Source organism: Thalassobacterium maritimum (genome assembly GCF_031127805.1).
In the GTDB taxonomy this organism is placed as follows: domain Bacteria; phylum Verrucomicrobiota; class Verrucomicrobiia; order Opitutales; family Coraliomargaritaceae; genus Thalassobacterium; species Thalassobacterium maritimum.
Window position 1 is genome coordinate 208,358 of sequence record NZ_JARXHW010000001.1, and the last position, 21,824, is coordinate 230,181.

At 52.4% G+C, this 21,824-nt stretch carries 24 protein-coding genes; 6 read left to right on the plus strand and 18 right to left on the minus strand.

Features of this window, described 5'->3' with window-relative positions; all coding sequences use genetic code 11:
* The first annotated feature begins 204 nt into the window (after positions 1-204).
* From uppS to rseP, 4 genes are all read left to right on the plus strand, one after another.
* Complete coding sequence (uppS, locus tag QEH52_RS00860; RefSeq protein WP_308948029.1) at positions 205-930, plus strand: undecaprenyl pyrophosphate synthase; 726 nt, start codon at positions 205-207, stop codon at positions 928-930.
* Between the two features lie 21 nt (positions 931-951).
* Positions 952-1,782 carry a phosphatidate cytidylyltransferase gene (locus QEH52_RS00865; RefSeq protein WP_308948030.1) on the plus strand — a complete coding sequence of 277 codons (831 nt, stop codon included), beginning with the start codon at positions 952-954 and terminating at the stop codon, positions 1,780-1,782.
* Positions 1,783-2,961, plus strand: coding sequence for a 1-deoxy-D-xylulose-5-phosphate reductoisomerase (dxr, locus tag QEH52_RS00870; protein ID WP_308948031.1), 1,179 nt, complete (start codon positions 1,783-1,785; stop codon positions 2,959-2,961).
* 115 nt (positions 2,962-3,076) lie between these two features.
* Positions 3,077-4,528 (plus strand): RIP metalloprotease RseP, encoded by a 1,452-nt coding sequence (rseP, locus tag QEH52_RS00875; protein WP_308948032.1) that lies wholly within the window; start codon positions 3,077-3,079, stop codon positions 4,526-4,528.
* A 160-nt stretch (positions 4,529-4,688) separates the two neighbouring features.
* On the opposite strand, the gene QEH52_RS00880 is transcribed toward rseP, so the two are convergent.
* The 18 genes from QEH52_RS00880 to rplE form a co-directional block, all read right to left on the minus strand.
* A complete protein-coding gene (locus QEH52_RS00880) occupies positions 4,689-5,036 on the minus strand; it encodes a hypothetical protein (protein WP_308948033.1) in 348 nt (115 codons plus the stop codon).
* The gene (gene dnaX, locus QEH52_RS00885) at positions 5,036-6,178 is read right to left on the minus strand and encodes a DNA polymerase III subunit gamma/tau (RefSeq protein WP_308948035.1); all 1,143 of its coding nucleotides are present in this window, start codon (positions 6,176-6,178) and stop codon (positions 5,036-5,038) included. The genes QEH52_RS00880 and dnaX overlap by 1 nt, the downstream gene beginning before the upstream one ends.
* Before the next feature lie 50 nt (positions 6,179-6,228).
* Positions 6,229-7,341 (minus strand): aminopeptidase, encoded by a 1,113-nt coding sequence (locus QEH52_RS00890; protein WP_308948036.1) that lies wholly within the window; start codon positions 7,339-7,341, stop codon positions 6,229-6,231.
* A 286-nt stretch (positions 7,342-7,627) separates the two neighbouring features.
* Positions 7,628-8,620 (minus strand): adenosine deaminase family protein, encoded by a 993-nt coding sequence (locus QEH52_RS00895; RefSeq protein WP_308948037.1) that lies wholly within the window; start codon positions 8,618-8,620, stop codon positions 7,628-7,630.
* A gap of 178 nt (positions 8,621-8,798) precedes the next feature.
* A complete protein-coding gene (rplQ, locus tag QEH52_RS00900; protein WP_345785430.1) occupies positions 8,799-9,344 on the minus strand; it encodes a 50S ribosomal protein L17 in 546 nt (181 codons plus the stop codon).
* Between the two features lie 43 nt (positions 9,345-9,387).
* Positions 9,388-10,389 carry a DNA-directed RNA polymerase subunit alpha gene (locus tag QEH52_RS00905; protein ID WP_308948038.1) on the minus strand — a complete coding sequence of 334 codons (1,002 nt, stop codon included), beginning with the start codon at positions 10,387-10,389 and terminating at the stop codon, positions 9,388-9,390.
* A gap of 66 nt (positions 10,390-10,455) precedes the next feature.
* Positions 10,456-11,064, minus strand: a complete 609-nt coding sequence (rpsD, locus tag QEH52_RS00910; protein ID WP_308948039.1) for a 30S ribosomal protein S4 — start codon at positions 11,062-11,064, stop codon at positions 10,456-10,458.
* Between the two features lie 59 nt (positions 11,065-11,123).
* Positions 11,124-11,633, minus strand: coding sequence for a 30S ribosomal protein S11 (gene rpsK, locus QEH52_RS00915; protein ID WP_345785431.1), 510 nt, complete (start codon positions 11,631-11,633; stop codon positions 11,124-11,126).
* A gap of 29 nt (positions 11,634-11,662) precedes the next feature.
* Positions 11,663-12,025 carry a 30S ribosomal protein S13 gene (rpsM, locus tag QEH52_RS00920; RefSeq protein ID WP_308948040.1) on the minus strand — a complete coding sequence of 121 codons (363 nt, stop codon included), beginning with the start codon at positions 12,023-12,025 and terminating at the stop codon, positions 11,663-11,665.
* Positions 12,026-12,100: 75 nt separating this feature from the next.
* Positions 12,101-12,868, minus strand: a complete 768-nt coding sequence (map, locus tag QEH52_RS00925) for a type I methionyl aminopeptidase (RefSeq protein WP_308948041.1) — start codon at positions 12,866-12,868, stop codon at positions 12,101-12,103.
* An 87-nt stretch (positions 12,869-12,955) separates the two neighbouring features.
* The gene (gene secY, locus QEH52_RS00930) at positions 12,956-14,470 is read right to left on the minus strand and encodes a preprotein translocase subunit SecY (protein WP_308948042.1); all 1,515 of its coding nucleotides are present in this window, start codon (positions 14,468-14,470) and stop codon (positions 12,956-12,958) included.
* Between the two features lie 42 nt (positions 14,471-14,512).
* The gene (gene rplO, locus QEH52_RS00935; protein WP_308948043.1) at positions 14,513-14,983 is read right to left on the minus strand and encodes a 50S ribosomal protein L15; all 471 of its coding nucleotides are present in this window, start codon (positions 14,981-14,983) and stop codon (positions 14,513-14,515) included.
* A 12-nt stretch (positions 14,984-14,995) separates the two neighbouring features.
* Positions 14,996-15,520 (minus strand): 30S ribosomal protein S5, encoded by a 525-nt coding sequence (rpsE, locus tag QEH52_RS00940; protein ID WP_308948044.1) that lies wholly within the window; start codon positions 15,518-15,520, stop codon positions 14,996-14,998.
* A gap of 11 nt (positions 15,521-15,531) precedes the next feature.
* Entirely contained in the window at positions 15,532-15,888 is a 357-nt protein-coding gene (rplR, locus tag QEH52_RS00945; RefSeq protein WP_308948046.1) for a 50S ribosomal protein L18, read from the minus strand.
* 20 nt (positions 15,889-15,908) lie between these two features.
* Positions 15,909-16,445 (minus strand): 50S ribosomal protein L6, encoded by a 537-nt coding sequence (gene rplF / locus QEH52_RS00950; RefSeq protein WP_308948047.1) that lies wholly within the window; start codon positions 16,443-16,445, stop codon positions 15,909-15,911.
* A gap of 17 nt (positions 16,446-16,462) precedes the next feature.
* Positions 16,463-16,861 (minus strand): 30S ribosomal protein S8, encoded by a 399-nt coding sequence (gene rpsH / locus QEH52_RS00955; protein WP_308948048.1) that lies wholly within the window; start codon positions 16,859-16,861, stop codon positions 16,463-16,465.
* 47 nt (positions 16,862-16,908) lie between these two features.
* Positions 16,909-17,214: a 30S ribosomal protein S14 gene (gene rpsN / locus QEH52_RS00960; protein WP_308948050.1), complete on the minus strand. Its 306-nt coding sequence runs from the start codon at positions 17,212-17,214 to the stop codon at positions 16,909-16,911.
* Positions 17,215-17,246: 32 nt separating this feature from the next.
* Positions 17,247-17,837, minus strand: coding sequence for a 50S ribosomal protein L5 (gene rplE / locus QEH52_RS00965; RefSeq protein WP_308948051.1), 591 nt, complete (start codon positions 17,835-17,837; stop codon positions 17,247-17,249).
* A gap of 248 nt (positions 17,838-18,085) precedes the next feature.
* Here rplE and efp point away from each other — a divergent pair, with 248 nt between their 5' ends.
* Both efp and QEH52_RS00975 read left to right on the plus strand, forming a co-directional pair.
* Entirely contained in the window at positions 18,086-18,643 is a 558-nt protein-coding gene (gene efp, locus QEH52_RS00970) for an elongation factor P (RefSeq protein WP_308948052.1), read from the plus strand.
* A 281-nt stretch (positions 18,644-18,924) separates the two neighbouring features.
* The gene (locus QEH52_RS00975) at positions 18,925-21,657 is read left to right on the plus strand and encodes a TonB-dependent receptor domain-containing protein (RefSeq protein WP_308948054.1); all 2,733 of its coding nucleotides are present in this window, start codon (positions 18,925-18,927) and stop codon (positions 21,655-21,657) included.
* The last annotated feature ends 167 nt before the right edge of the window (positions 21,658-21,824 follow it).

A 21,824-nucleotide genomic window follows, 5' to 3' on the forward strand; every position in this document is an offset into this window, starting at 1 on the left:
AGCATTTGGATTCAAAATGCTCACAACGCGATCGCTTTGGAAAGAAATCTCGCCCCAAGGCAGATCAAAAAGTCCCGAAATACACCGCGCTCTACCCTTGCGCCGCTTCACTCAATTGCTTTTATCGGGGAGAATTGCCACGATTCGCGCCCCACGCCCCGTGATCATGGCACTCACTCTCGTATATAAGACTGACCAAGACGCATGACCGCATCGAAAATTCCTCAACACGTCGCCATCATCATGGACGGCAACGGCCGCTGGGCAAAGCAGCGCAAACTCCCTCGTATCGAAGGCCACCGACGTGGGGCAGAAGCGGTCAAGCGTGTGCTCAAAGCAGCGCAAGAGAACAAAGTCAAAAACATCACATTATACGCTTTCAGCGTCGAAAACTGGAATCGCCCGCAAGACGAAATCGACGCATTGATGAATTTACTGGAGCGCTTCCTCAGCGACCAGCTGCCTCAGCTCATCAAGCGCAAGATCCGCTTACAAGTAATCGGCCGCTACCAAGAGCTTCCCGAGCGTATTCAAACACTGCTACGTAAATCAGAAGCCGCCACCCAAGAGTTTGACGAGTATACACTCGGCCTAGCGCTCAATTACGGCTCTCGCACGGAGGTCATCGACGCCGTCAAAGCCATCTCCAAAGCCGCACAAGCCGGCGAAGTCGACATCGACCACTTAGACTACGAGGGCTTTCGCTCGTATCTGTATACGCGCGACATGCCCGATCCGGACTTAGTGATTCGCACGTCAGGCGAGTCTCGCCTCAGTAATTTTCTAATGCTCCAATCTGCATACGCAGAAATTTACTTCAGCCAAGTATTCTGGCCCGAGTTCGACGAAGCCGAGTTTAAGACCGCCCTAGCTGCCTACGCCTCCCGCGAACGTCGCTATGGCAAAACCACCGAACAGCTCAAAGCTTAACTAGCCCCCAACCCACCCTCTATGCAGCAACGAATCTTTAGCTTCGCCGCACTCTGGTCCATTCTCGCCATCTCGCTTTGGCTATTTGGAGTACATGCAGGTGTCTTCCTAGTCGCCATCTTGGCCGCCCTCACACAGTTAGAGCTCTACCAGCTATTCGAAAAAATGGGTCTCAAGCCGATGATCAAAGTCGGCATCGCGGCGGGCGCTGTCATTACCGTCGGTTCCTATTACATCGGCGGGATCGATTCGGGCAACGACCTCTTTGTGCTCAGCTTCGTCGTGCTCACGCTGGCGATCATTCGCCTCGACCTACAAGCTGGCCGCCTGCGCAGCTTTATGCCGACACTTTTCGGACTGCTCTACGTGCCCTACTTGCTCCACTTCTTGATTAAAATCGTCAAGCTGGCCGAAATCAACGGCGAGAGCGCAGCGACAGGAATGTTTCTCGCAGTATGGACCGTGGCTGTAGCCAAATGCTCCGATGTGGGCGGCCTACTCGTCGGCATGAAACTCGGAAAAACTCCACTCTCCGTCATCAGCCCGAAAAAGACCTACGAAGGCGCTGCGGGCGGCATTGCCTTCTCGATGCTGATCGGCATCATCCTGACAGCTGTATTCCACTCACTCGCCCCGGCCGGCTTTACTTGGTGGCTATGTGCATTGATCGCCATCCCTATTGGCATTGCCTCCATCGCATCCGACTTAGTGGAGTCGGCCTTCAAACGCCAGGCCGACGTCAAAGACTCGGGCAAAATCATCCCTGGCATCGGGGGAATCTTCGACTTGACCGACAGTCTCATACTCACCGCACCGCTGAGCTACCTGTTCTTCAAATACACACTTTTTTAGATGCCAGCCGAGAGTCACATGCGCCCACGCAAAAGAATCATTCTGCTCGGAGCCACCGGTTCGATCGGAAGCAGTACCCTGCGCGTACTGCGCGAGCATAAAGATCGACTCGAACTAGTGGGTGTGGCGGCGCACAGTCGGCATGCCGAACTCGCCCAGATCTGCCACGAATTTGCGGTGCCACAGGCGGTGTTGCAGGATGAAAAGGCCTACCACCTGGCCCAGCAAAGTGGCGACTTTCCCAGCAGCACCACAGTCAACTGCGGCAGCGAGGCACTCGCGGAACTCGCCACCCTACCTGAAGCCGACATTGTACTGGTCGCGGTGGTCGGCGCCGCGGGCCTGCGCCCAGCGCTCGCCGCAATTGAAGCCGGCAAAGACATTGCCCTGGCCAATAAAGAACTATTGGTGCTCGGTGGCGCGCATGTAATCGAAGCGGCCAAGCGCAAGGGCGTACGACTACTCCCCACCGACAGCGAGCACAACGCCATCTTTCAATGCCTGCAAGGGCACCCGGCCAATCAACTCGACAAGCTGATTCTGACTGCCTCAGGTGGACAATTCCGCGACACCCCCAGCAGCGAATTGCAGCAAGTCACTCCTGAGATGGCGACCCAGCACCCCAACTGGTCGATGGGCCCCAAGATCACAGTCGACTCCGCCACCATGGCCAACAAAGGCCTGGAACTGATCGAAGCACACTGGCTATTTGGCTTGGAACCCGAGCGACTCGAAGTGGTCATTCACCCACAGAGCGTGGTGCACTCCTTTGTTCAGTTTATCGACGGCTCCATTCTCGCGCAACTCAGCCCCCCCTCGATGACCTTCGCCATCCAACACTGTCTCCTCTACCCCGACCGCGCGCCGGGCGTGGAGCCCACGACGGATTTCCGCACAGCCTTCTCACTCGATTTTAAAGCGCCCGACTTCAGCAAATACCCCTGCCTGCAACTCGCCTACGATGCGCTCCGCAGCGGCGGCGCGGCACCCGCGATTTTCAATGCCGCCAATGAAGTCGCGGTCGAACGCTTTCTGGCCAAAGAGATCGCCTACCTTGAAATTCCTAAGCTGATCGAACATAGTCTCAGCCGGATGCAAGCTCCGCAGCAGCCCAGCCTCGAGCAACTCTTTCAAACCGACACCGAAACCCGGGCCCTCGCCCAGAGCTTTCGCTTCTAAAATCTATATCACATTGCAAAATAAGGACGGGCGGCTTTAGCTGCTCGCCCCCAATTGAAGCCGTCTGCCATACGTCGCCGGCAGCTAAAGCAGCCGCTCCAGTTCATCACACAACATGTTTTCCACAATCCTCTACATCGCCCTCGCTCTCTTTGCGCTCGGATTTTCCATTTTCATCCATGAACTCGGCCATTTCATCGCAGCCAAAAAGCGCGGCCTGATCGCCGACCGCTTTTCCATCGGCTTCGGCCCACGCCTCTTCGGCTGGCATCGTAACGGCACCGACTTCCGCCTCTCACTACTTCCCCTCGGTGGCTACGTGTCCTTGCCACAACTCGCCGACATGGGACGCATCGAAGGCGGTGAAAAAGAAGACGCCGACCGCCTGCCCCCGATCTCCTATGCCGACAAGATGATCGTCGCCGTAATGGGTGCGGTCTTTAATCTCATTTTCGCACTCGTGCTCTCGCTGGTGCTATGGGGCGTCGGCCGTGAGATCGTAAAGTCCACCACCGTGGGCTTCGTCGCCGAAGAGATCCGCAACGCCGACGGCGAGATCGTGCCTGGCCCCGCCTATGCGGCCGGCATACGTGAGGGCGACAGCATTTACAGCATCGACGACAAGCAAGTGCCCGACTGGTGGTATTTCCAAAATGCCATCGCCACCAGCGTCGGCAAAGAAGCGGGCGAAAACGGCCGCCGCCAAGTCGAAGTCGGCATCCTGCGCGATGGCCAAGCCATGGAGTTTACCGTCTACCCCGAACTCGTCTCCAGTGAGCGCATGCGCTACATCGGCATCGAGCCAGAAACTGACGAGACCTCGGCCCCCATCGTGATGCGCCTCGAGCCCGGCATGCCTGCAATGGAAGCCGGCCTACAGCCGATGGACCGTTTAATTAAACTCGACGGCGAAGAGATCATCTCTGGCGCCTTCCTCAGCACCTACCTAGCCAATCACGGCGACCGCAGCATCAACGTCACCGTCGAACGCGACGGTAAAGAGATCACACTACCGATTCAGCCACGTATCAAAGAGGGCGAAAACAGCCCACGTTTCGGCTTCGCCTACGACTTCCAGTACAAGACTGAGGTCGTGCACTACAATCCCATCGACCAGCTCTATCGCTTCGCCGAAACGATGAAGATGACCCTCTTCGCGCTGCTGCACAAGAACTCCGACGTGCACGTGAAAAACATGAGCGGTCCCGTCGGCATCGTGCATGGGCTCACCCGCATGGCGCAGATCGGCTTCATCGACCTGCTATGGATGCTAGCGCTGATCAACGTCAACCTCGCGATCTTCAACCTACTACCGATCCCCGTATTGGATGGTGGGCACATGCTATTCGCCACCATTTCCAAAATCATCGGGCGCCCATTGCCGCAAAAGGTGATGGAAAACGTGCAAGGCGCCTTCATGATTCTACTCTTAGGCTTTGTGGTCTACGTCAGCTTCTTCGACGTCGGCCGCGTCGGCCGCGATATCGGGCTCATCAACGACGAGCCTCCTGCGGAAGCAGCTCCCACAACGCCAACAGACGAAGCCGCCCCAGAAGTCGCGCCTTAAACAATTAGCGCACCGAGCCCTCCAATCGCCAAGCAGGGCTGGAGTCCCGCCTTTAGGCGGTTACAGTGTGCTGGGCCGAAGAGATGCGGCCGCCTAAAGGCGGAACTCCAACTCTCAGACGACTCTGAGTGACTATCGATCTAGCCGGACAGACTCGCGGCTAGAACATCTTATCTTGCTCATCCATGTGGCGGACCTGGGTGAGACTGCCTTTAAACTTTTCTGCAAGGGCTTTTATAATTTCGGGACTGAGCTTAGAGCCGGCTTCTTCCACGCTTAAGAGCGGCTTTCCTTTTACGAGTTTGGACACGGCGGCCGCCTCCCCCAGCATCATCGAATCGAGCGCCTGGTCCACAGCTTCTAACTCCTCGGCAGTCACCTCGCCATTGAGCGCAGCCGTCAATAAATCGGCAGGATTCCCTTCAGCATCTGTCGCCCCGGAGCCGCCTGCCGCATGCAGCGCCCCGCCAGCAGAGGTGGGCGCAGTCACATCAGCTGCGGGAATCACTAGGGCTTTTTTTTTTCGCCGGCATCGCCGGTCCCGCCCCCAGCGGCGGCGACTTGCTTGATCAAGCTGTCAATCGCGCGCGAGCGAGACTCTTCAGCTGCTTTCAAGAGCACGACTTCGAAATTCACTTTCTCGGAAAGGCCCTTCTGCACAGACGCTTCACCTCGGTGCAAGGCATCCAACATACGCATGATCGACTCAGTGCTCATTTCGCCACCCAGCTTAGTCGTACTGCCACCATTTTGGATAGCATCCAACAAGGCTTCACGCCCATGTGCTTCGAGGTCGATCAAGATACGGAAAAGATCGCGCCCTTCGACGGCAAATTCATCCACCGCGGCAATAATCGCCGCGTAATCGAGCGCAGCCAGCGCTTGCGCAAGCTTGGCGATCCGCTCATCCGAAACAAGGCCATAGACGTCGAGCACATCGCCCTCTTTGATGTCGCTGCCACAAAAAGAAATCATTTGATCGAGAATCGATTGCGCATCACGCATCCCACCATTGGCGAGGCGAGCAATGGATGCCAAGGCGGCCGCCTCGACCTGAATCTCCTCGGACTTACAGATTTCGGTCAGTTTGCCGACGATCACATCGTCCGAAATCGGGCGAAACTCAAAGCGTTGACAGCGCGAGACGATGGTAGGCAGCACCTTGTGCGCCTCGGTAGTGGCAAAGAAGAACTTCACATGCTCGGGCGGCTCTTCCAGAGTTTTCAACAAAGCATTGAACGCAGCCGTCGAGAGCATGTGCACCTCGTCGATGATGTAGATCTTATAGGTGCACTGGGCCGGTGCGAATTGGCACTCTTCACGCAGGCTGCGCACTTGCTCGACACTATTATTAGACGCACCATCGATCTCGATCACATCCATGCAGGAACCATTCATAATGGCCTGGCTGGTCTCGGACTCATTGTCCGGAGTGGCGCTCGGCCCTCCCTCGGCATTGAGCGCTTTGGCAAACAAACGAGCAGTACTGGTCTTACCCGTGCCACGCGGCCCCACAAAGAGGTAGGCGTGCGCAATACGTTTGCTCTCGATGGCATTACTCAAGGTGCGCACGATGTGATCCTGCCCCACCAATTCACTGAATTGCTTAGGACGCCAGCGGCGCGCGATAACTTGATAACCTTTTTCCATCTTAATGTCTCCAAGAAGCTCTGAACCGAGGCATCTTGCAAGTGACTTTTTTAGGAACCGAGCAAATACTCAGGGTTCAACTTCTTAAGCTCCTCTTTCACGAAGAGACCATCCTTACGGATCAGCTCGCCATCGAACCAAATCTCGCCGCCGCCGTATTCGGGACGCTGGATCTGCACCATATCCCAGTGCACTTGCGAGCGATTGCCATTGTCGGCTTCCTCGTAAGCTTGCCCTGGGGTAAAGTGGAAAGAGCCGGCAATCTTCTCATCAAAGAGGATGTCGCGCATGGGCTCCAGAATGTGTGGATTGAACCCGATCGCGAACTCTCCAATGTAACGTGCCCCCGCATCAGAATCCAAAATTTCATTCAGTCGCGTAGGGTTGGTGCCGTCGGCATGCACGATTTTGCCCTTTTCAAACTTGAGATGAATGCGGTCGAAAGAGGTGCCTTGATAGACGGTGGGCGCATTATAAGTGATCTCACCCTCCACAGAATCTTTTACTGGGCAGGAGAACACTTCGCCATCGGGAATATTGTGCGTGCCACCACAGGCCACTGCGTTGATGCCCTTGATCGAAAAGCGCAAATCGGTATTCGGGCCCTTCAGCTCGACACGATCGGTCGCAGCCATGAGTGCCTCAAGGGCAGCCATGCCCTCAGTCATGCGGCTGTAATCCTGGGTGCAGACGCGGAAAAAGAAGTCTTCGAAACTCTCGGTGCTCATCATGGCTTGCTGCGCCATCGCTGGCGTAGGCCAGCGAAGAATCACCCATTTAGTCTTGTTCACACGGTAATCGAGCACGGCCTTCATTGCCTTCATCACGCGCCCCACCTTGGCAGGGTCCACATCCGACATTTCAAAAATATTGTCGGACCCACGTACCGCGATGTAGGCATCCATTTTTTGCATACGGTCAAGCTCCCAAGTTGCCTGTGTCTCGAATTGTTCGACATCGAGGCCATTGATCAACTCTCGATTAATACGTGCGTTCTGCACATTGACAAAAGGCACCGCCCCGCGCTCACGCGCCGCGCGCACCAGCGCCACCACCATGGCTTCTGGAATGTCGAAGGCGTCGATCAAAACTCGCTCCCCCTTTTGCAAATTCGTAGAGAAGCCAGTCAATACGCCGGCCAGTTTAGAAAAGTTTGGTTCCATGCAACAATGCGAACCATTTACACGCCAAGGTCAAAGCCACAAAAAGGAAATTTCGCAACTCAGTCCGACAGCACCCCACCAGCACTCGCAAGGGCAGAAAAAGTTATTCACAATTAGGCGCGCAAAACATGATCCATAAGCCACTATCAGGGAGCAATTAACGAAGTTATTGCAACACTTACTCACAATTCAGCGCGCCCAGTGCAAACAAGTGCTGCGCCGTCATGACACCGAAGCACAGGTCTAACTCACGGCGACTCCGTCGCTACCTAAGCCACGGGCCCCACTAGACGCATGCCTCGACTTCGGCAATCCATCTAGCCCGGGTGGCATCATCCACCAGGGCGACTTCAAAGCCATTCGTCGCCAACTGCTTTAATTCGGCATGAGTAAAATTGAGTCCCGCACTGAGTGCCGTATATTCGTCTTCGACAGTATTACCGAAGGAAAAAGGATCATCGGTGCTGATGGTGCAGCGCAAGCCGCGATCGAAGAACTGACGGATGGGGTGTTGTTCCAATGTGTCCACCACATCGAGTTTGACATTACTGATCGGGCACACGTCAAAAGTCGCCCCACTCTCAATCGCGAGTTCAAGCACAGCCTCGTCTTCGATGGCGCGAATACCATGCTGAATCCGCTTGGAGCCGAGCACTTCGATCGCTTCGCGCACATGCGCGGCTGGCCCAAACTCACCCGCATGCGCCTTGGTCTCAAGCCCATGCGCACGCGCCCTTTCCCATAGCTTAGGCGTCCAGGCCTCCAGAGGCAAATACTCAACACCATGCAGGTCGATCCCCGAGAGCCCCTCCCAAGTGACACAGTCCTCTAGCACGGGGGCAAGAATCTCGCTATAGCTGTTACGGGCCATGCCCATAAAGACACGTACCTCTAGGCCCGCAGGTGCGGCCGAGCGAATCGCATTGACAATTTCCGGTCCAGGCAAACCAAGGAATTCGATCATGCCCGCGTGAAAGGAAGTCTCTACATAGCGCACGTTCTGTGCGAGATGGCCCGCAAAAATTACCTTCGCCGCCTCATGGTAGCGCTCTGGTGAAGTAAACCAGTGCATGGCATGCTCGATTAAGTGCGCTTCGAAATCTTCAAAGCACTTCCATTTAAAATCAGAGGCCCAACACGCTTGAGCTTGATTGAAGCGCTCTGGATCCAATTGCTGGAGTAATTGATACGGCAACGCGCCCTCGATATGCAGGTGGGTTTCAGTCTTAGGAAGACGATGAATGAAATCGGCGGTGTTACTAGAGATAGGTGCGTGCATGGCTGGATTAAAAATTTTTGATACGGTTTCGGCGAGGAAGAAAACTATTGGAGTCCCGCCTAAAGGCGGCCTGAGTCACTAAACGAAAACCGCCTAAAGGCGGGACTCCAACAATTTCACACAAAAAAGCCCGTTCTCGAAGAGAACGGGCTTTGATTAAAAGAGTATTGAGAGCCGCTTACGCGTCTTTCTTTTCTTCAGCAGGCGCTTCTTCAGCAGGTGCTTCTTCGGCAGGTGCTTCTTCGGCTACCTTCTTAGTCGCCTTTTTAGCAGCCTTTTTGGCGGCTTTCTTAGTCGCTTTTTTAGCAGCCTTCTTCTTTGGCTTAGGGTTGTAGCCTTCGTCGTTGCCGTCTACGAACTCGATCAGAGCCATTTCAGCCGCATCACCGATACGTTGACCTAGCTTGTAGATACGAGTGTAACCGCCATTGCGCTCTGTGAACTCAGTAACAAGTTCGTCGAAAAGCTTAGCAACAGCCTTTTTATCGCGAACGCGAGAGATCGCGAGGCGACGGTAATGAAGCTTACGAGCAGCGTCGTTGGCCTTTTCAGCTTTCTTAGCGAGCGTAATGATCTTCTCGATAAAGGGGCGAAGGGCACGTGCCTTGGATAATGTCGTTTCGATGCGGCCGTGTGTAATGAGAGCAGTCGCGAGATTGCCCATCATTGCAGAACGGTGTGGCCCGGAAACGCCGAGTTTATGTTTTCTCTTATTGTGACGCATTGTCTAAATTTCTTTCTACTAAAGGGGATGGAAAAGTGAGCGATTAAAGTTCGCTGCCCTTTTCAAGGAGGCGTTCGTCGATCTTCATACCAAGGGAAAGTCCAAGTTGCTCGAGCTTATCCTTGATTTCGTTGAGCGATTTTTTACCGAAGTTGCGATACTTAAGCATCTCTTGTTCGGACTTCATAGCGAGCTCACCAACAGTTGTAATGTTAGCATTGTTGAGGCAGTTCGCGGCACGAACAGAAAGTTCGATTTCGTTCACGCTCATGTTGAGAAGCTTGCGCAAGCGGTTTTGCTCTTCGCTGATCTCCTTGCTTTCACTTTCGAACTCAATGTCGTCTTGGGAGACTTCTTCGAATACTTCGAGGTGGTGTTTCAGGATCGCAGCACACTGCTTGAGCGCATCATCTGGGCTCACACGTCCGTCTGTAGTGATTTCAAGGATCAGCTTATCGTAATCCATTGATTGGCCCACACGGGTGTTTTCAACAGAATACTTAACAAGACGCACAGGGCTGAAGAGCGAATCAATGGGGATCACGCCAATAGGTTGATCCTCTTTCTTGTTATCTTCACCTGTGCAATAGCCGCGGCCAACTTTGACTTCGAGCTCCGCAAGGAAACGCTGTGGACGATCAAGTGTGCAGATCAATTGATCAGGGTTGATGACCTTAAAGTTAGCATCTTCTTGAATGTCGCCAGCAGTCACCTTGCCATCACGATTCACATCGATCAGCAATGTAACAGTCTCGCGAGAATCCGAAACAAGAAGAACCTTCTTAAGGTTGAGCACGATGTCGGTGACATCTTCAACAACACCGTCGATGCTCTGGAACTCATGTTGCACACCATCGATCTTGATCGATGTGATCGAAGCACCTTCGATCGAGCTAAGAAGCACACGGCGCAGCGAATTGCCGATAGTATGACCGTAACCGGTCTCAAACGGCTCAGCTGTAAAGGTGGCGAAAGTGTCTGTCGCGGTTTCTTCAACCTTGGACAGACGATTTGGAAGTTCGAATTTTCCTAAGCGCTTTGGCATAATGGACTTTTCTCTAGCTGGTTACAATTATTGCGATAATCGAATGATACGAAGAACAAAGCCGGATTAGCGGCTGTAGAATTCAACGATCAATTGAACGTTAATCGACTCTTCTGTTTCCTCGCTAGAGGGCAGGCGATTAACGGTGGCCTTGAGCGCGTCCGCATTAAGTGTCAACCACTCAGGAACTGTGCGCGCTTGGCTTTCTTCCATGCAACGTGTTGCGAGTTGACGAGATGATGTGCGCTCACGCACTTCAATTTCGTCACCTTCTTTAACCATGAAACTAGCGATGTCCGTTTTGATACCGTTCACTGCGATGTGACCGTGACCAACAAACTGACGTGCAGCGGCACGAGATTTAGCAAAACCCAAACGATAGATGACGCTATCGAGGCGGCACTCTAGCATTTTAAGGAAAATTTCACCTGTTACACCACGAGTTGCCTTTGCTTTTTCGAAAGTAAGGCGGAACTGTTTCTCAGTCATGCCATACATGAAACGAAGCTTTTGCTTCTCATTCAGGCCGACTGCGTAGTCGCTGAATTTACGGCGCAGGCGAGGGCCATGCTGACCGGGAGGGTGTGGCTTACGTTCGAATGCCTTGGTAGGGGCAAAGATAGCCTGACCAAAACGGCGATTGATACGAGTAGTGGGTCCTGTGTAACGGGCCATGTTATATTTTCCTTATTATCTGCTAACTAATTAATATGCGTCTATGTGGCAGAGTCACATTAGACACGACGACGCTTAGGCGCGCGGCAACCGTTGTGGGGGACCGGAGTCACATCCACGATTTCGGTGACGATCATGCCAAGAGATTGGAGTGCGCGGACAGCTGAGTCACGTCCCATACCTGGGCCGTTCAACTTGACAACGACTTCTTTCATGCCGTGAGACATGGCTACGCGGCCTGCGTCTTGTGTGACGACTTGCGCAGCGTAGGCGGTAGATTTGCGAGAGCCACGGAAGTTGCACTTACCGGCACTGGACCAGGAAATGACGTTACCACGCGCATCGCAGAAAGTTACTTTAGTGTTATTGAATGTAGCGAGTACGTTCACGATACCAGTCGTGATATTCTTACTCCCCTTCGCACGGCGAATTTTTACCCCGTCCAAATCACTCTTAAGAAGATCCTCAGCGGTGACTTCCTTTTTCTTTTCAGGCTCGGCAGCTTCATCAGTAGCGGCCGCAGCCACTACTTTTTCTTCTTCGACAGATGTGTTTTCTTCTTCGCTCATAGGAAATTCCTTTTAAAGGTTATTGGCGGTTACTTGCGAACCGGCTTGATCGCACCTTTACGTGTGCGTGCATTAGTTTTTGTGCGTTGACCACGAACAGGCAAGCCACGCATGTGGCGCATACCACGCACGCAGCGGATAGCAGAAAGACGCTTCAAGTTAGCAGTGCGCTCACGGCGAAGGTCACCTTCTACGACGAACTGCTTGTCGGCCACGATCGATGCGAGCTGATTCACCTCTTCTTCGCTCAGGTCACCGGCACGGCGATCTGCATCGAAACCAGATTCGGCAACAATAGCTTCGGCGCGTGTTGGCCCGATGCCATAGATGTAACGAAGCGAGTAGACTAGCTTCTTATTTGCGGGGATATCGACTCCAAGGATACGTGGCATGATATTTAGATGGTTGGTCACCCGCTGGATTGCGGGAAAACGGTGTAAAATAGTGATTTAAGTTAGTTTGAAAAGTTAATTCTGCGGAATTGTTAAAATTTCCGGTTCCCCGTTGGTCACGAGGACTGTATGCTCGAAGTGAGCAGACGGTTTACGATCTTTTGTCACAGCGGTCCAACCATCGTCGAGCATCTCGATTTTTCCTGTGCCCATGTTAATCATAGGCTCGATTGCGAGACACATGCCTGGCTTGAGCAGTGCGCCACTGCCACGCCGTCCATAGTTTGGGATTTGCGGTGCTTCATGCATCGTGGTGCCCACGCCATGGCCGACGAAGTCTCGAACAATGCCATAATTATGGCGCTTGATGAAACGTTCGACAGCATTGGAGATATCGCCGACACGATTGCCTGCTTTTGCAAAACCAATTGCATAATCAAGCGACTCGCGTGTGGCTTCAATCAAAGCTGCATTCGCATCCGCGACTGGCTCAATTAGAACCGTGTTGGCATTGTCACCAATATAACCGCGATAGCGTACCACAACGTCGATCGAAACGACATCTCCAGGCTGAATCGTGCGACGCATAGTACCGATTCCATGAACAATTTCCTCGTTCACAGAGAGACAGGTGTAAGCAGGAAAGACATGATTACCAGCACGGTAACCATAACAGGCACTTTCCGCCCCCAACTCTTCGATAGTTTTGCGACCCAGCTGATCCAGATCGTATGTAGTCATCCCCTCTTCCACCGTATCGACTAGACGCTTTAATACCGTCGCGGCGACCTGGCAGGCTTCGCGGATCGATTGAATTTCTTCGTCTGAACGAATGTATTTCATCGGATTACGTAGTGAGGAGATAAATCAAAGAACAATTATAAACGAAGACAGGCCGCAAGCAGCCGACCTTCGGAGATCAGTGCAGGCTCAGCTCGGATTAAGGAACCAAGAGATGACACCGAGAATGAAGAGCGCGATACCGACAAACAGTAGTGGGCGCCATGCGGTCCAGAAATCCTGGAGTCCCGCAGAATCGACAAGTTGCTTATTACGTTCCGCTGAACGACCGCGAATCTTCCCTTTCTTGAGAAAGCCATCGTAGTGACGCTGCAACAAGTAAGTTTCGATCTGGCGCATAGTGTCCAAGATCACACCTACGGTAATCAACATTCCGGTGCCACCGAAGAAAATCGCGACACTGAAAGGAACGTTGTAAGCAAAGAGCAAAATGTCTGGGAAAACTGCGATCACTGTGAGCGAGAGTGCACCAAACAAGGTGAGACGCGTCATGATGTGATCGAGGAACTTAGCAGTTGGCTCACCTGGACGCACGCCGGGGATATAACCGCCATTTTTCTTCAAATCATCTGCAATTTGAATGGGCTTGAACATCATCGAGACCCAGAAGTAAGAGAATACCAAGATCAGCAAGCCGAAGACTAAGTAGTAAGCGAATTGCCCACGACCGAGCGAATCGGCAAAGTCGTTGAAGAAACGCATGCCTGTTGCACTACCAAGGTAAGACAAGATCTGAGTCGGAAACATCAAGATCGCGCTACCGAAGATCACAGGCATCACACCTGCGTAGTTAACCTTGAGTGGCAAGAAGGAGCTCTGCCCACCGTAGACCTTACGACCTACGACGCGCTTAGCATACTGGACAGGGATCTTACGCTGAGCCTGAGTGATTGCAACCAGTGCCGCTGTCACCGCGAAGAGCAGTGCCAACATCAATACGCCTTCAGGAACTCCCAGAGAAGCCCCTTCAGAACCTACGGGTGCAACAAACATTTGGTAAGCAGAAGCCACCGCTCCGGGCAAGCCAGAGATAATGTTCACTGTGATCAGCAAGGAGATACCATTACCAATACCACGCTGTGTAATCTGCTCACCGAGCCACACCATAATCATGGTGCCCGCAGTTAAGAAGATGGTGCCAGTGATCAAGAAAGGCACCTGCCCTGCAATCACGACTTTGCCGTATTCCGCAGGATTAAAACCTTGCCCGATCAAGCTAGCTGGATTGGTCGAAAGTGCGACCAATAGCAACAAACCTTGCACGACGCAAATGCCGAGCGTCAGGTAACGCGTATATTGGTTGATTTTCTGCCGGCCAACGTCGCCTTCTTGTTGCAGACGAGCGATGACAGGGAAGACCGCCCCGACCAACTGCATGATGATCGACGCACTAATGTATGGCATAATGCCCAGTGCAAAAAGTGCACCATTCAAAAGCGCGCCCCCGCTGAACATGTTAAACATGCCAACGAGACCACCTCCCGCATTCGCTTGATCCGCGAAGAATGCCTGAATTGGAGCGATGTTCATTCCAGGAAGTGGAATGTTCGCGCCAACACGGGCAATGAACAACAACGCCAACGTGAAGAAGATCTTCTGGCGTAGTTCAGGAATCTTCAGCGAATTTGTAAAAGCAGAAAGCATCAGTAGTTATCCTTTACTCGACTCCCAAAAAAGGGAAACGAATTACGCTTCTTCCTTCTCTTCAGCAGGAGCTTCAGAGGCTTCGATCTGACCGCCTGCAGCTTCGATCTTGCTCTTGGCAGTCTCGGAAACCTTGCAAACTTTAACAGTGAATGCCTTAGAAACTTCGCCGTCACCCAGGAGCTTGATGTCCTGCTTGTTGTCACGGACGAGTCCAGCTTTGATCAGAGACTCACGATCAACGACATTGCCTTCCAGCTTTTCGAGCTGTCCGACATTGACCAGTTGATAAGAGACCTTGAAGTTCTTGTTATTGAAACCGCGACGAGGAAGCTTACGGTAAAGGGGCATTTGACCACCTTCAAAACCGACACGGATACCACCGCCAGAGCGAGCCTTTTGACCCTTATGCCCCTTACCGGATGTTTTACCGTGACCGCTACCTTCACCACGTCCAAGACGCTTAGTCGGGTGCGTTGCACCCTTAATGGTTGGAATATTTTCGAGATTCATGTTGCTGATTCCTTAGACTTCCGCAGCGACTTCGCCGAAACGGACGTTTTGAATTTCCTCATGCGAACGAAGCTGTAGGAGCGCGGCCATAGTGGCGTTGACCATGGCCAGGTGGTTGTTCGAACCGAGGGACTTGGATAGAATATTTTTGACACCAACGGATTCGAGAACCGCACGGCAACCGCCGCCAGCGATTACACCCGTTCCGTCAGAAGCGGGGCGAAGCAAAACCTTACCGCCGTCGGCTTGGCCGAGCACGTGGTGTGGGATGGTATCGCCGCGAAGATTAATCGTAACGAGGTTCTTCTTAGCTTGCTCAGTGCCCTTACGGATACACTCAGGAACTTCCTTAGCTTTACCGTAACCGACACCAACTTCACCTTTTTGATTACCCACAACAACAAGAGCTGCGAAGCTGAAACGGCGACCGCCCTTTACAACCTTTGCGCAACGGTTGATATGCACAACCTTCTCGATGTATTCAGGAGTTTCTTCCGGCTCGTCTTTTTGGGAAAATGATCTTTTTTGTCTGCTCATATGGGAAGTCCTTAGAATTTGAGGCCGCCTTCGCGAGCCGCTTCAGCGAATGTTTTGACACAACCGTGGTAGCGACGACCGGAACGGTCGAATACAACAGTTTCAACACCGGCTGCTTTCGCCTTCTCAGCGATCACTTTACCCAGTGCAAGTGCACCATCGTTGTTTGCTTTCACGTCAGCGTCTTTGCCACCAACTGATGAAGCGTAGGCCACAGTGTGACCAGCTACGTCGTCGATGCATTGCGCATAGATGTGCTTGTTGGAGAAATGCACAGCGAGGCGCGGGCGCTCTGCAGTGCCTTTGACCTTCTTGCGGATGCGATAGCGACGCTTCTGCGCGAGAGAATTTTTCTTTTGGAGTTTCATGTATTACCCTCTGCTGAAAATTAAGCGGACTTCTTACCCTCCTTACGGCGGACGTATTGACCGACGATATGGACACCCTTGCCCTTGTAAGGCTCTGCAGGGAAGTAAGAATAGATTGTCGCGGCGATTTCACCGACGATTTGCTTATCGGCACCGGAGACGGAGATTTTAGTGTTCTCGGTCACAGTGACAGTGATTCCTTCAGGAATCTTCACTTTGACCGGGTGAGAGTAACCAAGTGCGAGGTCGAGCAAGTCGCCTTCAAGCGCTGCGCGGAAACCAACACCTTTGATTTCAAGTTTCTTTTCGTAACCATCAACGACACCCATCACCATATTATTGATAATGGAACGTGCGGTGCCAAACATGGCGCGAGCGTGGCGACTGCTGTCTGCAGGAGTCACGCGGATTTCGCCATCAGCCAGCTCGAGATTAATCGAACCGTCGAAAGTTTTTTCAAGTTTCCCCTTTGGACCTTCAGCGCGAACTGTCTGACCATCGATCGTGACGTTCGCCTTTTCAAGGACGGGGATAGGAAGTTTACCAATTCTGCTCATCGTGTGCTGCCTTTTAATTACCAGACTTTGCAGACGAACTCGCCGCCAACGCCCGCTGCGCGAGCATCGCGGGCGCGCATTACGCCTTTAGAAGTTGTGAGGATTGCGACACCCATGCCCTCAAGGACGCGTGGGATTTCTGTGCAACCGTAGTAGAGACGACGACCTGGCGTGCTTTGACGCTGGATATCGGTGATCGCCGGTGTTTTACCTGCGAATTTCAACTTGAGTGTGAGCGTCTTAAAGCCCTTCTCATTTTGACCTTCGCTAAAGTCGTGAATATAGCCCTCTGCCTTTAAAATCGAAGCGATTGCAGCGCGCATTTTAGAGTGCTGCGTGGTGCAGGACTCCTTGTGTGCTCGGCTCGCGTTACGAATAGTGGTGAGGAAATCTCCAATTGTGTCGTGAACTGCCATAGTATTTTACTAGTGGGTTTTCAGTGAGTTTGGTTAAGCAAGAGCGCTTACCAAGAGGATTTGGTCACACCAGGAATCTTACCTTGTGTGGCAAGCTCACGGAATGTGATACGGGAAAGACCGAATTTGCGAATGAACGCACGGGGACGACCAGTGACGGAGCAACGATTGCGCGCACGGATCGGAGAGCTGTTCTTAGGCAGCTTAGTCAACTTGGCTTGCGCCTTGTAGAACTCCTCGTCGGAAGTTTCAGGGTTGGCGATGATCGCTTTGAGCTCTTTACGCTTTGCGGCGTATTTAGCGATCATGCGTTCGCGCTTCAAGTTGCGTTGGATTGCTGATTTTTTAGCCATGAGTAAATCTTTCTTAAGTCAGTAGGTGTCGCTTAGGCACTGGCTGCAGCGGCGGCGCCTTCTTCGGCAGCCACTTCGGAGCTAGTCTTACGGAAAGGCATGCCGAAGAGCTTAAGCAATTCGCGGCCTTCTTCATCAGTCAAAGCGCTTGTGTTGATGCAGACATCCATACCAATGGTGGCGTTGGTGCCTTCAGCACTGACTTCGGGGAAAATCGTGTGGTCATTCAGACCCAGAGTGTAGTTACCTTGACCGTCGAGACGTGTAGGAACCCCACGAAAGTCACGAATGCATGGCAGCGAGATGTTGATCAAACGCATCAAGAAATCATACATGGCCGCGCCACGTAGCGTAACCTTACAGCCGATTGGCTGACCTTCGCGAAGCTTGAAGTTCGAAATACTGAGCTTCGCGATTGTAGTAACAGGGCGCTGACCGGAGACCTTCGCGATCTCGTCGTTCACGTATTGCACGTGGTTTTTATCAGCAGTTGCGGAGAAGCCAGAGTTCAAAACGATCTTCTTGATCGCGGGAACTTGGTGCGGGTTTTTATACCCGAACTTTTCCATAAGTGCGGGCACAACCTTCTCGGCGTAGTGTTTTTGTAATAATGACTGTGACATCTTTAGTATAAGGCGGATTTCCAACCCGACTTGTTAATGGTGAATGGATGCTTTTTCCGGAGAAAGAGCGCGAAAATGCCGTTAGTACACATACTGGCAAGTACAAATTCAGAAAAAACAGAATAAGTACAATGAATACACTCAACTATCAGACTGCAGCTACGTTTCTGGCAACCGCTTGAGAGGGCGCCCTTGACACTGGGGCCACTGACTGCCAAATCAGACATTTTTTTCAACCAATCATACCCATGGCATCACCAACAGACGTCCGTAAAGGCAAAGTTCTCAACTATCAAGGCAACCCGCACCTCGTACTTGATGTGCAACACCGCACCCAAGGTCGACAAGCTGGCTTCATGCAAGTCACTATGCGCAACCTAAATACTGGTGCTAGCACCAATACGAAGATCCGTACCACGGACAGCGTCGAAATCATGCACACCGACATGATCAAACTCGAATTTAGCTACATCGACGCAGATGGCTACCACTTCATGGACCCGGAATCATTTGAAGACATCATTCTCGAAGAAAGCCTAGTCGAAGATGCAAAGGACTTTTTGGTGGAAACACAGGCTTACAGTGTGCTCCACGTAGACGATAAGCCCATCTCGATCGATCTTCCGGCATCGCTGGAGATGAAAGTCACCGAATCGGCCGAGGGCATCAAAGGCGACACAGCTAGTAATGTGCAAAAACCAGCTACACTGGAAACAGGCCTGACGATTCAAGTGCCGCTGTTTATCAAGGAAGGCGAAACGATTAAGGTAAACACCGCGGACCGATCCTACGGCGGACGTGCTTAGGCACCAGCACACAAACACACTCAAGATGACGGCGTCGAGAAATCGACGCCGTTTTTTTGGGGTAGAGAAGACGCTGAGAATATGAAGGCAGAGCGAAAAGCCAGCTTCGCGCCACTTCAAACTATGAAGATAGAGGCATAACCCACATTAATAACTACGCGAAATCAGCTCACTATAAACTAGCCTAATAAAAACTAGTCCCTATACATACATCAAAGCCTCAATAATGTGACGCGATCTCCAGCACAGCAGAAATACAAATCACTAGACTTCTCATCTAAATGAAATTCACGACACTGATACGGATTACTCTAGGCGCAGTCGTCTCACAATGCCTGACAGGGCAAGTAATCGAGAGTGAGGAGCCTAGTGAGCTGACGCAGCTAGAACCCTATTTAGTCACTGGCAGCCATTTACCCGTATCCAACGAGCGACTCCCTCCAGCCCTGACAGTGATCGACTCTGCTGCACTAGAACTCTGGGACCATCAAACTGCGATCGAAGCCATACGTGAACAAGCATTCTCCTTTGGAGCCAGTAATACAGAAAACGACAGTAACGGCGGCACCGGCTCAGCTGGCGCGAATCTTCGCGGATTAGGTAATTTATCGACTCTCACACTGATAAACGGCCGCCGCTCTGGCGGTAACAGTGCATATGGATTTCAGCATGGCGGCTTTGCCGATCTTAACCTCATTCCAACAGCGGCCATTCAAGCAGTGCAAGTCGTACCAGGCGACAGCTCCGTAACTTACGGATCCGATGCGGTGGCGGGCACTCTAAATATCCTACTACACGACAGCTACACGGGAAACCGGATAGACTCTAGCTACAGTAACACAACCGACGGCGACGCATCTGAAAAAACGCTCTCCTTTTTATCAGGCCAAGCGCTCAACGACTCCACACACTTAGTTCTATCGGGCAGCTGGTATCAGCGCAACGCCATCAACACACGCGATCGTAATATTTCAGAAGACACAGACCGTCGCTCACAAGGCGGCCAAAACCAAGGCAGTCCCACATACCCTGGTCGAATTAAAGTTGATGGCAGCGAATACACACTCAAAGACGGCGTCGTGAGCCCCCAAAGTCTCTCGGATTACCGCCTTTGGGATGCCTCGGAAGATCTTTATAATTTTAATGACCAAGCCATCGCAGTACCTGAGGTGGAACGCAGCAGTCTAATGGCTCACCTCAGCCACGAGATTCGCCCCCAACTACAAATTTGGACTGAGTTCTTATACACAGGGAGTAACTTCGAGAATGGTCTCGCCCCCGCACCCTGGTTTGGCGGTTCCTTCCCTTTTGCCGGTTTTAACTTCCCAGTGCATTCTGCAGTGTTAGACGCAGCACGTACGAGCCCTCACCTACCAAGCGGCATCGCCCCCTCCGAACTAGAACAAGTGAACTACCGCAGTTTTGAACTAGGCAGGCTCGAGATCGAACAACAGAAAACCGCCTTACGCGGACTGATCGGCTTGCGTGGGCAAGCTGCAGACTGGAACTGGGAAACAGCCGTCAGCTATATAGAAACAAAGCTCGCAGCTAACTATTCGGGTATCACTGATGAAACTGCTCTCGTCGACCTAATAAACTCCGGCGCATTTAACCCTTTCGCAAGTGCCGGCGCCGTAGGGACTGGCTACGATAATACGACCGCCTTACAAAGTGCGGCCCGTACACCAAGCAACCATTACGACGAAACATTCTGGAGCTACGATCTCAAAGCCGATGCCCCCCTATTCGAACTGCCCGCGGGCGAGCTTGAACTCGCAACCGGACTCGAATTCCGCAAAGAAACTATCGATGTCGCCATCGATCCGCTTTTTGAATCGAGCATGAACCTTGGTGGCGCAAGCGAAAACTCATACGGCGCGGAGCGCGAGGTGAGCGCTCTCTTTGTCGAGACCTGGCTGCCCATCTTTAGCCAGGCACATCAGGAATTGGCCATCAGTCTATCCAGTCGCTATGAGCACTATCGCGACCGCCCCACAGCAGGCAACAGCGATGTTTCCAACGAATATGACGCACTCGTCTATAAGGCTGGGCTCTTTTATCGCCCACATCCCGCCCTCCAAATACGCGCCAGTCTTGGCAGCTCCTTCCGAGCCCCCACACTCACCGAAAGCTATGGAGCTGGCATTTCCACATACCCGATCTACAATGACCCACTCGGCTTCACGCCTCCTAGCTCTCGTATCGATACGGCCGTGAGTGGCAACCCTGACTTGGACCCCGAGCGATCCATCAATCTGAATGTCGGACTTCTATTCGAGCCAGATACTACACGCGGATGGCAAATCGCTGTCGATTATTATCGAATAGAAACCGAAGATGTCATCGTCAACGGCGCTCAATACTTCATCGATCAGGCCGCCTTGGGCAACGATATCGGAAATGCTGTCGTCTTGAGAGACCCCAGCACCCAAGCACTCACTGGCGTATTTGCCAACTGGTTCAACGCATCTGAATCCATAACTGATGGCATCGAATACAAAGTGCGCTACAAAGCACCAACTAATAATGGATTCTGGCAAGCAACACTCGGACTCAATCAGGTGCTTAGCTACAAACTAAAAGCATCGGACGGCGCTGCCTACCAATCTTATCTCGGAACGCTAGTCGACCCACGCGCCACGGGAAGCAATCTCGTTGGTCGTGGCTCCATCCCCGAATATAAGGGTTACCTCGAACTGCTCTGGCAGCACAAGCAACTCACCCTCGGCGGCACACTCAACTACATCGACTCGCTCGATGATAATTCAGCCTTCACAATCGATCAGGAGCCACGCACGGTGAAAGCTTGGTCCACAGTTGATATTGTCGCGAGTTATCGCTGGCCTGAAAACTCAATGACATGGCTCAACAATACAACTCTCACAGTTGGCGTGGATAATGTCAGCGACGAGGCACCACCTTTTGCTGCAGGCGCTTTTGCGGATGGTTACGATAGCTCACTCTACACCCTAGAAGGCAGACGTTACCACATAAGTGTCAGTCGCGAATTCTAAATAGAGCGACTGTCTCCTTCTTAAAAAAGAAGGCATCAAGAGACTGGTTCATAAAATAGCCCGTGAATGTCACCACATCCACAAGTGCCCCGGGCAAACACCGGGACAATAAGTCTGGCACGAAATACCTACTATGAATGAACCAGTCTCTCGACTCCAGACATAGC

Coding starts and splice junctions, on each gene's coding strand:
- uppS (WP_308948029.1), top strand. CDS start 205: ATGACCGCATCGAAAATTCCTCAACACGTCGCCATCATCATGGACGGC.
- QEH52_RS00865 (WP_308948030.1), top strand. CDS start 952: ATGCAGCAACGAATCTTTAGCTTCGCCGCACTCTGGTCCATTCTCGCC.
- dxr (WP_308948031.1), top strand. CDS start 1,783: ATGCCAGCCGAGAGTCACATGCGCCCACGCAAAAGAATCATTCTGCTC.
- rseP (WP_308948032.1), top strand. CDS start 3,077: ATGTTTTCCACAATCCTCTACATCGCCCTCGCTCTCTTTGCGCTCGGA.
- dnaX (WP_308948035.1), bottom strand. CDS start 6,178: ATGGAAAAAGGTTATCAAGTTATCGCGCGCCGCTGGCGTCCTAAGCAA.
- QEH52_RS00890 (WP_308948036.1), bottom strand. CDS start 7,341: ATGGAACCAAACTTTTCTAAACTGGCCGGCGTATTGACTGGCTTCTCT.
- QEH52_RS00895 (WP_308948037.1), bottom strand. CDS start 8,620: ATGCACGCACCTATCTCTAGTAACACCGCCGATTTCATTCATCGTCTT.
- rplQ (WP_345785430.1), bottom strand. CDS start 9,344: ATGCGTCACAATAAGAGAAAACATAAACTCGGCGTTTCCGGGCCACAC.
- QEH52_RS00905 (WP_308948038.1), bottom strand. CDS start 10,389: ATGCCAAAGCGCTTAGGAAAATTCGAACTTCCAAATCGTCTGTCCAAG.
- rpsD (WP_308948039.1), bottom strand. CDS start 11,064: ATGGCCCGTTACACAGGACCCACTACTCGTATCAATCGCCGTTTTGGT.
- rpsK (WP_345785431.1), bottom strand. CDS start 11,633: ATGAGCGAAGAAGAAAACACATCTGTCGAAGAAGAAAAAGTAGTGGCT.
- rpsM (WP_308948040.1), bottom strand. CDS start 12,025: ATGCCACGTATCCTTGGAGTCGATATCCCCGCAAATAAGAAGCTAGTC.
- map (WP_308948041.1), bottom strand. CDS start 12,868: ATGAAATACATTCGTTCAGACGAAGAAATTCAATCGATCCGCGAAGCC.
- secY (WP_308948042.1), bottom strand. CDS start 14,470: ATGCTTTCTGCTTTTACAAATTCGCTGAAGATTCCTGAACTACGCCAG.
- rplO (WP_308948043.1), bottom strand. CDS start 14,983: ATGAATCTCGAAAATATTCCAACCATTAAGGGTGCAACGCACCCGACT.
- rpsE (WP_308948044.1), bottom strand. CDS start 15,520: ATGAGCAGACAAAAAAGATCATTTTCCCAAAAAGACGAGCCGGAAGAA.
- rplR (WP_308948046.1), bottom strand. CDS start 15,888: ATGAAACTCCAAAAGAAAAATTCTCTCGCGCAGAAGCGTCGCTATCGC.
- rplF (WP_308948047.1), bottom strand. CDS start 16,445: ATGAGCAGAATTGGTAAACTTCCTATCCCCGTCCTTGAAAAGGCGAAC.
- rpsH (WP_308948048.1), bottom strand. CDS start 16,861: ATGGCAGTTCACGACACAATTGGAGATTTCCTCACCACTATTCGTAAC.
- rpsN (WP_308948050.1), bottom strand. CDS start 17,214: ATGGCTAAAAAATCAGCAATCCAACGCAACTTGAAGCGCGAACGCATG.
- rplE (WP_308948051.1), bottom strand. CDS start 17,837: ATGTCACAGTCATTATTACAAAAACACTACGCCGAGAAGGTTGTGCCC.
- efp (WP_308948052.1), top strand. CDS start 18,086: ATGGCATCACCAACAGACGTCCGTAAAGGCAAAGTTCTCAACTATCAA.
- QEH52_RS00975 (WP_308948054.1), top strand. CDS start 18,925: ATGAAATTCACGACACTGATACGGATTACTCTAGGCGCAGTCGTCTCA.